Origin of the sequence: Novimethylophilus kurashikiensis (genome assembly GCF_003112435.1) — a bacterium.
GTDB lineage: Bacteria > Pseudomonadota > Gammaproteobacteria > Burkholderiales > Methylophilaceae > Novimethylophilus > Novimethylophilus kurashikiensis.
This window is the reverse complement of sequence record NZ_BDOQ01000001.1, coordinates 37841-51323: the sequence shown is the minus strand read 5'-3', so window position 1 is coordinate 51323 and position 13483 is coordinate 37841. Positions and strand designations below refer to the sequence as shown.

The window sequence follows — 13483 nt, the reverse complement described above, 5'->3', positions numbered from 1 at the left end:
GCGGCATTGACCCACCTATCGGTCGCCTCGCTTCATCGCCGCATCCGCGGTCGGCAGCCCGGTATTTGGAGAGCTGTGTATGTTGGCGACCGTCGCATCCCCCAGGTTCAGAACGTGTCTGATATCGACTTTGTCCAGTGCAACCCTGGTGCTGGCCTCCGTGCCGGCAACAGCCTATGCCTGGACCATCTCCAACCTGGGCACCTTGGGCGGCTCTTACAGCGTAGCGACTGGGATCAACAACCAGGGCCAGGTGGTCGGTTATTCGCAAAATCCGCCACATCTGCATGAAAACATCGACATGGTAAGCTTCGAGCACGCCTTTATCAGTGCTCCGCATGGCGGCCAGCTGACGGATTTAGGTCCGGGCATCGACGATGTGAGCCGTGCCGCAGGAGTAAACGATGCGGGGCAAGTGGTGGGGCAAACCATGCTGGGCGGTTCGCTCGCTGTCGCATTGGTGACGGGCCCCAACGGTAAGACGCTTCCCAACGGCCCCTACGACCCGCCCTACCAGGGCAGCCTGAACGGCGCCTCGTTCCTGTCTGCTCGCGCCATCAGCAATTCCGGACAAGTCGCCGGCTACGACGTGCTCGGCAACAGCAGTTTTCTCACGCGGCCCGACGGCGTCACGCTAGTGACGTTTCCGTATGCCCAGGTCAATGCGGTCAACGACGTCGGCCAGGTGGTTTACAACGGGCTGGATAACCACGGCTACATCTGGAGCGAGACCGATGGGCCGCGCATGCTGGCACCGGACGCCGATTTCAGCACCGCTGTGGACATCAACGACCTCGGACAAGTGGTCGGCCGCATCGGCGGCACTGGCTACATCACGTCACCCAATGGCGGCTCGGTGACCATGCTGGGTACGCTGGGCGGTGACTTTTGCGAGCCACTGGGCATCAACAACCTGGGCCAGGTGGTGGGGCTTTCCAAGACTGCTTCGGGCGATTTGCATGCCTTTGTCACCGGCCCTAACGGCCAATCCATGACTGACCTGGAAACCCTGGATGACATCGTCAAGTCTGGCTGGAGCGGGCTCACTGTTGCGGGCATCAACGACCACGGTCAGATCGCCGGCACCGGTTTCATCGACGGCCAGCAGCGAGCGTTCTTTCTCTCGCCCGTACCGGAGCCATCCGAAGGCGCGCTCCTGATGGGCGGACTGCTGGCGCTGCAAACCCTGGTTAAGCGGCGCAGCCGGCCGGCATCGCGATGCAAGGCCAAGCAGGGCACTCCATTGCGCCATTGATGATGCGCTGGGCCAGCTATTGTTGATCCAGTGTTAAAGCCGGCAAATCGTTGCCTTGAAATTCACCCTGCTCACTCGCTTGCTCAGAACTTCTTTATGGTTTTCCTGGCCGGCATCGACCGGCTATCCTGATACGAGGTAGTTGTGCTGTTCACAAAAATCAAATACGGCCTGAGTGGCTTCAGTCTCTCCATTTTCCTGGTGCTGTGGGTGCCAACGGCAAGCGCGTTCGATTTCAACGATGTGGCGGCACGCGCCGAACAACTGGCTGCTGCGCCGTATAAAAAACCGAACGACAACCTGCCCAAGAGCATGGAAGGGCTGAGCTACGACCAGTACCGCGACATTCGCTACCGGCCGGACAAGTTTCTCTGGCGTAGCGCCAACTTGCCGTTCGAGGTCGCGTTCTTTCACCAGGGTCTGTATTACCGCCAACCGGTGAAGATCAATGAGATCACGCCGCAGGACGTACACGAGATCAAGTTCCAGCCCGAGCAGTTCGACTACGGCGCCAACAAGCTCGATCTCAACCAGCTGCGCGGCCTGGGTTATGCCGGTTTTCGCGTGCACTACCCGATTAACAACAACCAGCACAAGGACGAGATCGTCGCCTTTCTCGGTGCAAGCTATTTCCGCGCGCTGGGCAAGAACCAGCTCTACGGTCTCTCGGCGCGTGGATTGGCGGTGGATACAGCGCTCAGTACTGGCGAGGAATTTCCGCGCTTTGTCGAATTCTGGCTGGAACGTCCTGCCCCCAACGCCAATCAACTGGTGATCTACGCCCTGCTGGATTCGCCGCGCGTGGCCGGTGCGTATCGCTTCGTCATCAAGCCGGATGTTTCCACTGCCGTGGACGTCACCTCACGCCTTTACCTGCGCGACGCAGTCGGCAAGCTCGGCATTGCGCCGCTCACCAGCATGATGTTCTTCGGCGAAAACCAGCATTACACTGGCGACGACTATCGACCCGAGGTGCACGATTCGGACGGTTTGTCCGTCCATACCGCCAACGACGAGTGGATTTGGCGTCCGCTGCTCAATCCCAAGCGGCTGTTGGTGACCTCGTTCGCCACGCCTAATCCTTTGGGCTTCGGACTGATGCAGCGCGATCGGGACTTCGGCCATTACGAAGACCTGGAAGCCCGCTACGATTTGCGCCCCAGCGTCTGGATCGAGCCCAAGGGCCAATGGGGGCCGGGCAAGGTGGAACTGGTACAAATTCCCGCACCCGACGAGACCAACGACAACATCGTCGCGTTCTGGACGCCCGACGTGCAGCCCAAACCGCATACGCCCTACCAGCTGGAATACCGCATGTACTGGCAGAAGGACGCTGAAACCCGTCCGCCACTATCGTGGGTGGTGCAAACCCGGCGCGGCCGCGGGTTTACCAAGCAACCGGACGGCAGCATCGGCCTCATCATCGACTACGACGGACCGGCCGTAAGAAAACTTGCCCCGGACGCAAAACTTGAGGGCGTTGTGACGGTCGATAGTAATGGGCAGTTGCTGGAAAACACGCTGTACCGCAACACTGTCACCGGCCATTGGCGGCAGTCGATCCGGGTCCGCCGGAACGACAACGACAAATCCATCGAATTACGCAGCTTTTTACGCAGCGGCAACAACGCAGTATCCGAGACATGGAGCTACATTCTTCCTCCCGATTGAACCGGGGACTCGTCCCCGACATCTGCGAACGCTATCTCGACCGCCTGCCGTTGAGCCAGGAAGCCCGCGACCGCATGCTGCGGCGCATCGCGGCCTGTGAACCCGCCGACGCCATCGAGGCCATGGCCATCTTGCACCAGTTACTGGCGGAAACCGAGATCGATCCGGCTAACCCCGCTGCCACCTCCATCGATGCCCGGCTGCGGCTGTCCTATGGACTAGGGCTGGAAGAGACAGGCATGCCCTCGCCGCGCCTCGACCGCAGCCCGATGGCTCCGGCCAATTGGCCGCCGCATCCCTTCCGCGCCTGGATCGCTCGCCTGAAAAACCAGTTCGATCTGGGCGATCGCGTTCGCAATCGCCGGGCCGCCAAGCCGCTCAAGCCCGATTCGCCCGATCCGCGCGGGCATTGGCACCATGTCGGCAACGTGCGGCGCTTTGTGCTGCTGGGGCTGATCTTGGCGCAAACCATTGCCGCAACCCATTTCATGCGCGCCGTGTTGCCCTATCACGGCCACCAGCCGGCGGAAGTGGTGCTGTTGTCGCTGTTCGCCATCCTGTGCGCCTGGGTGTCGGCCGGATTCTGGACGGCGATGATGGGTTACCTGGTGCTGCGGTTCAAGCACGACGCTTACGCGATTTCCGCCACCTCGGCCGGTAGCGAGCCTATCACCGAAGAAGCGCGCACCGCCATCGTCATGCCGATTTGCAACGAACATGTGCAGAGAGTATTCGCCGGGCTGCGTGCCACCTACGAATCACTGGCGAAGACGCCGCATCTCGACCGTTTTGATTTCTTCGTGCTGAGCGACAGCAGCGACGCCGATACGCGGGTGGCCGAGAACGAGGCGTGGGTGGATTTGTGCCGCAATGTGAATGGTTTCAGCCGCATCTTCTATCGCTGGCGGCAGCATCGCATCAAACGCAAGAGCGGGAATATCGCCGATTTTTGCCGGCGCTGGGGCAAGCACTATCGTTACATGGTGATCCTGGACGCGGACAGCGTCATGAGCGGGGACTGCCTCGCCCAACTGGTGCGCCTGATGGAGGCCAATCCCAGTGCCGGCATCATTCAAACCTCGCCGCACGCGGCGGGCCGCCAGACCTTGTACGCCCGCTTGCAGCAGTTCGCCAACCGGGTCTACGGCCCGTTGTTCGTCGCTGGCCTGCACTATTGGCAGCTCGGCGAATCGCACTATTGGGGACACAACGCGATTATTCGCGTGGCGCCTTTCATGAAGCACTGCGCGTTGGGGCGATTGCCCGGCAAGGGCTCGCTGTCGGGCGAAATCCTGTCGCATGATTTTGTGGAGGCGGCGCTGATGCGACGTGCGGGCTGGGCGGTGTGGATCGCCTACGACCTGCCCGGCAGCTATGAGGAAATGCCGCCCAACCTGGTGGACGAGCTCAAGCGAGACAAACGTTGGTGCCATGGCAACCTCATCAATTTCCGCTTGTTCATGGCGCCAGGGCTCAACCCCGTGCATCGGGCGGTATTCGTGACGGGCGCCATCGCCTACGTTTCGGCGCCGCTGTGGTTCATGTTCCTGCTGATTTCCACTTGGCTCCTGGCGCAACACACGTTGGTTGAACCGGAATATTTCACCGCCCCCAAGCAGCTGTTCCCGGTGTGGCCGGAATGGCACCCGGAACGCGCAATAGCGTTATTCGGCGCCACCACGACTTGGCTGTTCTTGCCCAAGATATTGAGCATCATGCTGGCCCGAAAACAAGGGGCCAGGCGGTTCGGCGGGGTCATCCGCATGACGCTTTCGATGCTGTGGGAATGGGTATTTTCCATGCTGCTGGCGCCCATCCGCATGCTTTTTCACACTCAGTTCGTCGCTGCCGCGCTGACCGGTTGGAAATCGCAATGGCAATCGCCGCCCCGCGAAGATGCGGCGACGACCTGGCACGAAGCTCTGCGCCGCCACGGCTGGCATACGCTGCTCGGCTTGGTGTGGACGGGCGTGGTGTATTGGCTCAACCCTTCGTACCTGTGGTGGCTGATGCCGATCATCGGTGCGTTCATCCTCTCCGTCCCGATTTCGGTATTGTCGAGTCGGGCGGACATCGGCCGCGTCATCCAGCGGCTGGGGTTCTTCATGATTCCGGAAGAATCGGAACCGCCGGTCGAACTCCGCCAACTCGGCCACTACATGGAGCACAAGAAAGTCCCGCATAGCTTCATCGACGCCGTGAGCGACCCAGCTATCAATGCACTCACCTGCGTTTTCAGCCAGCGGCGGCTGCGGCGCGAACTGAGCAAATACCGACTGCATCTGGTGGATCTCGCCGTGAAACATGGGCCGCGTGCATTGAGCACGCAGCAAAGGATGGCGCTGCTGGGTAACGCTGCTGCGCTTTCGCTATTGCACTTCCTCGTATGGGTATCGCCCGATGCTCATCCGCAATGGCTGCGACGACGGCATTTGCGACCGGTGCTCGTCAAGCCGTCAACACTATGACCTTAACGATTAGGCCGCAAGGCAGACCTTGTTTCGCCCTGCTTGCTTGGCTTCATACAGCGCGCGGTCGGCTGTGATGAGCAAGCTATCCAGGGTGTCATTTGGATTTAACTTAGCGACGCCGAGGGAGATGGTGAAACGTAGCGTTTGATCGTTGGCGAGCGGTAATTCGGATTCCGCCACCACGGTTCGCAGGCGTTCGGCGACTTCATGCGCTTGTTCCAGCCCCGTTTCCGGCAGCAACACAGCAAATTCCTCCCCGCCGATGCGTCCCAGGATATCGACCTCGCGTAATTCCTTCTTGCAAAGCTGGCACAACTTGATGAGCACCTGGTCGCCCTGATCATGCCCGTAGGTATCGTTGACGCGTTTGAAGAAATCGATGTCGAGCATGATGAGCGAGAGCGGTGTGCCGTAGCGATGTGCGCGGGCCAGGTTGAGGTGGCCCTGCTCGGTGAAATGGCGGCGGTTGTAGGCGTGCGTTAGATAATCGACGTTGGCTTGCTGCTTGAGTTTGGCTTCCTGCCGATGCAGGTGAAGAAACAGGCGGCGCAGGCCCAGCACGCCGCTCAACATGAGGAAGGAAATCAGCACGCCGACGATTTCATTGGGAGTACTGACCTGGTCGCCGTGCAGCAAATGCCATAACGACTCCGCCCGCCGCTCGATCATAAGCATCAATGCTGCCGAAATACTGACCCAGGCGTATCGGTAGCGCCCCACTGACGGCAACTCACGAAACGCAGCCCAGGCAGCCCCCGCTTGCATCAGGATGGCCAGCACCAGCATGACGATGACGGGAGTGTTCATGCGCCCATTATAGGGTTGAGAATGAGGCAAACGTCCAGCCTGGGGTAGGGTTTTCCTCAGGCATTGGCGTTTGTTGGAAGAATTAAGACGACAAAAGTGCTATTAAAAATCAGGCTAGGGCGGAGGAAGCTTCGTCCAGGCTCAAGCCGTGGGCATCCCGCAGGCATTGGCGGGCGCAAGTGGCGCAACGGCCGCATTCGGAAGTCACGCCGAGTTCGCGACGCAAATCCTTGAGGGTAGTGGCACCTTCTTGAGCGGCTTGATGAATCTGGCGTTCGGTGACTGCCAGGCAAACGCACACGTACATGAACGACTTCTCCTGAAACCGATACTGAACATCATAAAATGAGAACCATTCTCATCTAAATGTGATGTCATTGTCAAGAGATTCGGCAGAAAAGATGGAAAATTTAGACTGGTTTTATTGACGACGCAGGGCTACCGGTTGTCAGTAAAATCTGACCGCTTATCGCAAAAACCGTTGACCCTGCATATTACTGTAGGAATATTCGCCATTACTAAATAACGCGTATAAGGGCAAACCTGACCGAAAGGCAGGGACGCAAAGCTACCAGTCTGTAGGGGAATCCGATGACAGTGGGGCTGCGAGGCGCGAATTCGTTACGGCTATAATTTTGGCCGATCGTGTCGTTATTGCCCGTCATTCAAAATAAACAGAACAAGGGGCCGGCATGATCTATCGCAGCGTTTATACCAAGTTTCACACTCCCACCAGCCATCCATACTCACGTCGCTGAGCCATGCGACCGTCGAGATTTGCGATGCGCGGCACTTACTCATGCCATGGCTTCACCCTGGTCGAATTGATGATCACCTTGACCATCGCCGGCATCATGCTGTCGCTCGCGGCGCCCAGCTTCCAGACCTTTATTCGAAACACCCAAGTCCGCAGCGCAGCCGACGACCTCGTTTCCATTTTCAATTACTCGCGTTCTGAAGCCGTCAAGCGCGGCTGGCCGGTAACTGTCTGCAAATCAGCCAATGTAGAAACCGCTGCGCCCACCTGCAGCACGTCGGCCGGCTGGAAAGACGGTTGGCTGGCTTTCGTGGATGCCGACCAGAACGGCACGTTCAATGGCGGCGACACCCGCCTCAAGATCGGTCGTCCCACCACCGACGGGATTGCCATTTCCGGCGGTACCAGCTTCGCCGATTACCTCACCTATCTACCCACCGGCACCAGTGTCGGCAGTAGCGGCAACAACAGCGGCGCGCTGGATTTATGCCTCGCCGGCCTCAAGCGTACGATCTCCGTCAACACCACGGGCCGTGTGCGCATCGATACAGGACATTGCTGATGAACATCCACCATCGCAAACAGCAGGGCTTCACCATGATGGAAACCCTGGTCTCCATCATGGTAGTGGCTTTCGGCTTGCTCGGGTTTGCCGCCATGATGGCCAAGTCGGTCAAGGATAACCGCATCGCCTACATGCGCAGCCAGGCCACCATGCTGAGCTACGACATCACCGAGCGCATGCGGGTCAACAGGCAGGCGGCCCTGAGCGGCAGCTACACCATCGGCATCGGCTCGACGCCGGTGGGCAGCAGCGTGGCGCAGCTCGACCTCATCAAATGGAAAAACGAAGTATTGCAATCGTTGCCGCAAGGAGACGGCGCGGTGAGCGTCATGGGCGACGGCAAGACGACCATTACCCTGCAGTGGGACGACGACGGTGACGGTGTTGCGACCTCTTTCGTCACGCAAACGACCATCTGAGGCCGCCATGTCCGCTATCCATTCAAAAACAACCTCTCCCCTGCCGCGCGGATTCTCGCTCATCGAGCTGATGATCTCGCTCGCCATCGGCATGATCCTCATGCTGGCGATCGGCTACATCTACGTCGGGGGCAGTCGTGTTTTCCGCGAATTGGAAGCCACTTCGCGCTTGCAGGAAAGTGCCCGCTACGTGATGGAGCGCATCGGACGCGACCTGCGCATGACCGGGTTCGCCGGCTGTTCTTACACCACCACGGCCAACGTGTTGAATAATTCCAGCGATTGGCAAAACAACCTGTTCGGCATGCCGCTCGTCGGATTTCAGGAAGGCAGCCTGGGTATTCCCGCTCAGGTTGCCGGGCAAATGCTGCGAGGCGATGTCCTGATTGCACTGCTCGCCGACAACAGCAAGGAATACATCATCGCCAGCCACAACCCGGCATCGGCGCAATTCCAGCTCACAGCCAACCACGATCTCAAGCAGGGAGAAATCCTGCTGGCCACGGATTGCAGCCATGCGGCGGTGTTCCAGATGACCAACGTCAATAACAACAATACGATCAAGACGGTCAATCACAATACCGGCACAGGGTCGCCCGGCAATTGCACCAAGGGGTTCGGCATTCCGGTGGATTGTGCCAACCCCACCGGCACAGCCTACACCTTTGTCCCCGGTTCGCGGCTCTACCGGGTGAGCGCATCGGCCTATTACATCCAGAACAATGCCAGCGGAGAGCCGGCGCTCTATCGTCAAAAGTTGGGCTATGCGTCCCCCAACGCTACCTTGACCGCCGAAGAAGTGGTCGAGGGCGTCGAGAACATGAAAATCACTTATGGCGTCGATACCGATGCCACGCCGGACGGCGCAGTCAACAGCTATGTCTCCGCCGAACAGGTGAGCACGGTCACGCCGGGAGCGACAGAATCCGAGCACTGGGCCCGCGTCATCAGCGTGAACATCAGCTTGTTGATGGCAACGCGCAACGACGAACAAATCGCCACGGAGCCGCAGACCTACACCTTCAACGGCACGTCCAGCGTCGCCAGCGACCGACGCTTGTACAAAGTATTCAACACCACGATCGCGATCAGGAACCGGATATGAACGCCCATCCGTGTTTCCGCCGCCAGCAAGGCGTCACCCTGGTGATGTCGCTGATCTTCCTGCTCATGCTTTCCATGATCGGACTGTGGTCGGCCACCAACAACAGCCTGCAGGAACGCATGGCAGGCAACAGCCGCAACCGCGATCTCGCCCTTCAGTCAGCCGAAGCCGCGCTCAAGTATGCGGAGAACACCACCGCCACCTGGCGCACGAGCGTTTTCGACGGCACCGCCAAAGGGCTGCTGACCTATGACGCCACGCTTGCCAACGACGCCGCCTACTGGCGAGACGTCACCCACTGGACCAATGCACTGCAAGTTCCGGCCGGCACCGTCAATCAAGTCGCGGTGCAGCCCTATTACATGATCGAGAAAATGCCCAGCGTCGGCACCGTGGAGTATTACCGCATTACCGCCAAGGGCGTCGGCGGCGAGAGCAGCAGCACGGTCATCTTGCAAAGCATCATCACCTACGCGCCATGAGGAAGAACATGAAAATAACCATCAGACGTAGCTTGGCATGGGGCCTGTTAGGCGTGACGGTGCCAGCCATTGCGCAAATCGGTATCAGCGACGTCCCACTCTTTCTCAGCGTCAACGTCGCGCCCAACGTCATCATCACCATCGACGACTCCGGCAGCATGGATAGCGCCTACATGCCGGACAGCAAGGCACTGAGCACCGGCAACAAGACCAACATTAAGCGCTTCAGCTCCTATCCCTGGAACGGGCAGTATTACGACCCGCTGACCACCTATACCATTCCCACGCGGCGCGACGGCGTGAGCTACGGCACCAGTTTCACGGCGGCCTACAACAGCGGCTTCGATGCGACGACCGCCAAGGTCGATTTGAGCAAGAACTACAAGCTGAACACCCAGTGCAAGCCCAGTTCCGTCACGTCATCGTGCAACTTCACCACCACGACCGCCTACCCCACGCAAGCCGCCTTCTATCACCGTTTCTACAGCGACCTGACGGGAGCGAGCAAGCCTTCGGGTTGTTCCAACAGCAATCCTCGTGAGGATGAAAACTGTTATATCAAGGTCGTCGTCGGTTCCGCAGCAGATATTGCCGCCGGCACGGCGGCACAAAAGCAGCAGAATTTCGCCAACTGGTATTCGTTCTACCGGACGCGTGCGCTGGCCGCCATCTCTGCCGCCATGGGTGCGGTGACGACCATCGATACCGACCAGGTTCGGCTCGCCTGGCAATCGGTCGCTTCGGGATTCAACCCCAACTGCGACCAGTTCGGCACCACTTGCAAGGGCTACGACAGCGCCACGCACGAAAACCGCATGCGCAGCCTGGATGCGCCGAAATCAGGCGATGCGACTAAAACCCACCGCACGGATTTCTACGATTGGATCGCCCGGCTACAGGTCGGCGCCTACACGCCGCTGCGTAGCGCCTTGAATCGGGCGGGCCAGTACTACACCACTTCCGGCGTCAACAGCCCCTACGCTGCCAACCCCTACGTCGACAAAGGGACCGAGCTATCCTGCCGCAAAAATTTCAACCTGCTGATTACCGACGGCTTGTGGAACCAGGACAACAACGTGGACTTCGGCGGCAACACCGACGGCACTTCCCACACGCTGCCAGACGGCAAGGGCTATTCGGCGACCAACCCGTACAAGGACACCAATAGCAACAGCCTCGCCGACATCGCCTTCAAATACTGGTACACCGATTTGCGCACGGACTTGGCCGATAACGTGCCCGCTTATGTCGTCGATCGCTCCGGCACGGATACCGCCCAATACTGGAACCCGCGCAACGATCCTGCTACCTGGCAGCACATGGACAACTTCACCATCGGCCTGGGGCTGAGCAGCGTCCTGCTCGACCCAGCCTGGGGCGGCAGCACCTATGCCGGCGACTTCGCCGCCCTCTCTGCAGGCACGAAAAGCTGGCCTGCGATCAATGAAGCGCCTACGCCGGGTAGCGAGCCGGTCGGCCACGTCTACGACTTATGGCATGCGGCCATCAACAGCCGCGGGCAGTTTTTCAGTGCCGATAATCCTGCCGCCGCCGGCCAGGCATTCAAGTCGGTGTTCAATTCCATCCTCAACGCATCGTCTTCCGCCGCGGCCCTCACCGCCAACTCCACCAGTATCCAGACCGGCACCATGGTGTACCAGGCAACGTTTTCGAGCGCCGACTGGCACGGTCAACTGATAGCCTATAGCGTCAACACCAACGGCACCATCGGCAATGCGCAATGGGATGCCTCGACGCGCATGCCTGCCGCTGCATCAAGGAGCATATTCACCTTCGACGGAACCACAGGAAAGGCCTTTTCCAGCTGCGGCAACCTGAATGCCACCGAAAAACTCGCGCTGGATACCGATAGCCATGGCACCGTAGACAATCTGTGCAGCGACCGCCTGGCTTGGCTCCGCGGGGATAATTCGAAGGAAGCACGCAACGGCGGCGCTTTCCGCGATCGGAAGATATCCACCTTGGGCGACATCATTCATTCCGACCCGATTTTCGTGCAGACCGATAATTTCGGTTACGCCACTGCGTCCGGCATGACGGAAAAATCCTCTTATGCGGCTTTTGTCGCCGGCAAGAATACGCGCAGCCCGATGGTTTACGTGGGCAGCAACGACGGCATGCTGCACGCATTCCGGGCCGACGCCGGCAACGCCGATTCAGGCAAGGAAATATTCGCCTACGTCCCAGCCGGCGTTTACCCCAAGCTTAGCCAACTGACCGATCCCGGCTACAGCCATACCTACTACGTCGATGGTGCCCCCAGCAGCGGCGACGCCTACTGGGGCGGTTCGTGGAAAAGCGTATTGGTCGGCGGCCTGGGCGCCGGCGGCAAATCGGTCTATGCGCTGGATATCAGCAACCCGGATAGTTTCTCCGCCGCCAATGTGCTGTGGGAGTACAGCGATGCCACCGGCCTGGGCAACACCTTCAGCCAACCGCAAATCGTCCGACTCAACACCGGGGAATGGGCTGCCGTCTTCGGCAACGGTTACAACAGCACTTCGGACAAGGCATTCTTGTATATCGTGAGATTGAGCGACGGCACCCTGATCAAGAAAATCCCCGCCGGCAACAGCTCGGGCAACGGTCTTTCGACGCCGATGATGTATGACACCAACGGCGACGGCATCATGGATACCGCTTATGCCGGCGACTTGCTGGGCAACCTGTGGAAGTTCGATTTATCCAGCACCAACGCCGCAACCTGGGCGCTGGCAAACGGCGCACAACCGTTATTCACGGCCCTCAATACCCAGGGGCAGGCGCAGCCGATTACCGCACAGCCGACCCTAGGCGCCCACCCCAGCGGTGGGTTGCTCATCTACTTCGGTACTGGCCGCTACCTGACGACAACCGACCCTGGCAATACCGACGTGCAATCCTTTTATGCCGTCTGGGATAACGGCACGAGCGGCACCGTATCGAGAAGCCAATTGCAAATTCAGAGCATCCTCTCGGAGACCGCGCAATTCAATGCACTGTTACGGGAAACCAGCGACAATGGAGTTGATTGGGCGGGAGGAAAGCGCGGCTGGTACATGGATCTCGTCGTTCCGCCGACCACTTCCGCGGGTCCCGGCGGCGAACGCATCATTTCGCGTGCCTTGTTGAAATACGACCGCGTGATCTTCTCGACCGTCGTACCTTCCACGGATGCCTGCCTCCCCGGCGGCTTCAGCTGGTTGATGGAACTTAACGTGACGACAGGCGGACGACTTGCCGTGAGTGCGTACGATCTCAATAACGATGGCCAGTACGACACCGGCGACAACCTGTCGAACGGCAACGTCGCCAGCGGCGTTAAATCCACGGTGGGTATTTTCGGCACGCCCACCTGGCTTAACGGCAGCGGCAATTCCGATTACAAGGAGTTTTCAGGTACCAGCGGCAGCATCAGCACGATCAAGAATAGAAGACCGCCGACCATGGGTACCGTAAAACGCATTTTCTGGCAGCAAATCCAATGAAAAATCAAAAAAAACTCCGCCTGCAAAGCGGTTTCAACCTGATCGAATTGATGGTGGTGGTGGTCATCATCGGCATCCTCGCCGCGACCATCCTGCCCTCTTACCGAGAGCATGTGCGGCGGGCGCATCGGGCCGATGCCAAGGCGGTCCTGCTGGAAGATGCGCAGTTCCTGGAAAAAAACTTTACCGAGGCTAACCGCTACGACAAGAATACCGCCGGCAATGATGTAGCCTTACCGTTGACGCAATCGCCGCGTACCGGCGATGCCTCATATTCCGTCGTGCTCACCGTCTCGCAAACGTCCTACACGCTGAGCGCGGCACCGGTGGCCGATACCGTGATGGATGGGGATCGTTGCGGCTCGCTTATCTACAACCAGCTCGGGCAAAAGAAAATTGCGGTGGGCGGGACGGAAATCACCGACAACCGGGCAACGCAGTGCTGGGACCGATAAATCGACTC

General features: G+C 59.3%; 11 protein-coding genes and 1 riboswitch. Of the genes, 9 read left to right on the top strand and 2 right to left on the bottom strand.

What is annotated here, in order from left to right; all coding sequences use genetic code 11:
* The first annotated feature begins 130 nt into the window (after positions 1–130).
* The 3 genes from NMK_RS00220 (at position 131) to mdoH (ending at position 5394) form a co-directional block, all read left to right on the top strand.
* Positions 131–1255 (top strand): hypothetical protein, encoded by a 1125-nt coding sequence (locus NMK_RS00220; RefSeq protein WP_181376123.1) that lies wholly within the window; start codon positions 131–133, stop codon positions 1253–1255.
* Positions 1256–1399: 144 nt separating this feature from the next.
* Positions 1400–2926: a glucan biosynthesis protein G gene (locus NMK_RS00215; protein ID WP_109013749.1), complete on the top strand. Its 1527-nt coding sequence runs from the start codon at positions 1400–1402 to the stop codon at positions 2924–2926.
* The gene (gene mdoH / locus NMK_RS00210; RefSeq protein WP_109013748.1) at positions 2899–5394 is read left to right on the top strand and encodes a glucans biosynthesis glucosyltransferase MdoH; all 2496 of its coding nucleotides are present in this window, start codon (positions 2899–2901) and stop codon (positions 5392–5394) included. The genes NMK_RS00215 and mdoH overlap by 28 nt, the downstream gene beginning before the upstream one ends.
* Positions 5395–5403: 9 nt before the next feature.
* Here mdoH and NMK_RS00205 read toward each other — a convergent pair whose 3' ends face one another.
* Both NMK_RS00205 and NMK_RS00200 read right to left on the bottom strand, forming a co-directional pair.
* A complete protein-coding gene (locus NMK_RS00205) occupies positions 5404–6204 on the bottom strand; it encodes a GGDEF domain-containing protein (protein ID WP_109013747.1) in 801 nt (266 codons plus the stop codon).
* 109 nt (positions 6205–6313) lie between these two features.
* On the bottom strand, positions 6314–6511 hold the full coding sequence (locus NMK_RS00200) for a (2Fe-2S)-binding protein (RefSeq protein ID WP_109013746.1): 198 nt from the start codon (positions 6509–6511) through the stop codon (positions 6314–6316).
* A 219-nt stretch (positions 6512–6730) separates the two neighbouring features.
* Positions 6731–6815, top strand: a riboswitch (cyclic di-GMP riboswitch).
* A gap of 171 nt (positions 6816–6986) precedes the next feature.
* Here NMK_RS00200 and NMK_RS00195 point away from each other — a divergent pair.
* From NMK_RS00195 to NMK_RS00170, 6 genes are read left to right on the top strand one after another with little or no spacing between them, the layout of a single operon-like run.
* Entirely contained in the window at positions 6987–7523 is a 537-nt protein-coding gene (locus tag NMK_RS00195) for a GspH/FimT family pseudopilin (protein WP_181376122.1), read from the top strand.
* Positions 7523–7945, top strand: a complete 423-nt coding sequence (pilV, locus tag NMK_RS00190) for a type IV pilus modification protein PilV (protein WP_181376121.1) — start codon at positions 7523–7525, stop codon at positions 7943–7945. The genes NMK_RS00195 and pilV overlap by 1 nt, the downstream gene beginning before the upstream one ends.
* 7 nt (positions 7946–7952) lie before the next feature.
* Complete coding sequence (locus NMK_RS00185; RefSeq protein WP_109013743.1) at positions 7953–9050, top strand: PilW family protein; 1098 nt, start codon at positions 7953–7955, stop codon at positions 9048–9050.
* Positions 9047–9532, top strand: coding sequence for a pilus assembly PilX family protein (locus NMK_RS00180; RefSeq protein ID WP_109013742.1), 486 nt, complete (start codon positions 9047–9049; stop codon positions 9530–9532). Before NMK_RS00185 ends, NMK_RS00180 begins: the two co-directional genes overlap by 4 nt.
* A gap of 8 nt (positions 9533–9540) precedes the next feature.
* Entirely contained in the window at positions 9541–13020 is a 3480-nt protein-coding gene (locus tag NMK_RS00175) for a pilus assembly protein (protein ID WP_146187106.1), read from the top strand.
* The gene (locus NMK_RS00170; RefSeq protein WP_109013740.1) at positions 13017–13475 is read left to right on the top strand and encodes a type IV pilin protein; all 459 of its coding nucleotides are present in this window, start codon (positions 13017–13019) and stop codon (positions 13473–13475) included. The genes NMK_RS00175 and NMK_RS00170 overlap by 4 nt, the downstream gene beginning before the upstream one ends.
* Positions 13476–13483 lie beyond the last annotated feature (8 nt).

Excerpts from the sequence above, each read along its gene's own strand:
- mdoH (WP_109013748.1), top strand. The coding sequence starts at position 2,899 with ATGGAGCTACATTCTTCCTCCCGATTGAACCGGGGACTCGTCCCCGAC.
- NMK_RS00205 (WP_109013747.1), bottom strand. The coding sequence starts at position 6,204 with ATGAACACTCCCGTCATCGTCATGCTGGTGCTGGCCATCCTGATGCAA.
- NMK_RS00200 (WP_109013746.1), bottom strand. The coding sequence starts at position 6,511 with ATGTACGTGTGCGTTTGCCTGGCAGTCACCGAACGCCAGATTCATCAA.
- NMK_RS00195 (WP_181376122.1), top strand. The coding sequence starts at position 6,987 with ATGCGCGGCACTTACTCATGCCATGGCTTCACCCTGGTCGAATTGATG.
- pilV (WP_181376121.1), top strand. The coding sequence starts at position 7,523 with ATGAACATCCACCATCGCAAACAGCAGGGCTTCACCATGATGGAAACC.
- NMK_RS00185 (WP_109013743.1), top strand. The coding sequence starts at position 7,953 with ATGTCCGCTATCCATTCAAAAACAACCTCTCCCCTGCCGCGCGGATTC.
- NMK_RS00180 (WP_109013742.1), top strand. The coding sequence starts at position 9,047 with ATGAACGCCCATCCGTGTTTCCGCCGCCAGCAAGGCGTCACCCTGGTG.
- NMK_RS00175 (WP_146187106.1), top strand. The coding sequence starts at position 9,541 with ATGAAAATAACCATCAGACGTAGCTTGGCATGGGGCCTGTTAGGCGTG.
- NMK_RS00170 (WP_109013740.1), top strand. The coding sequence starts at position 13,017 with ATGAAAAATCAAAAAAAACTCCGCCTGCAAAGCGGTTTCAACCTGATC.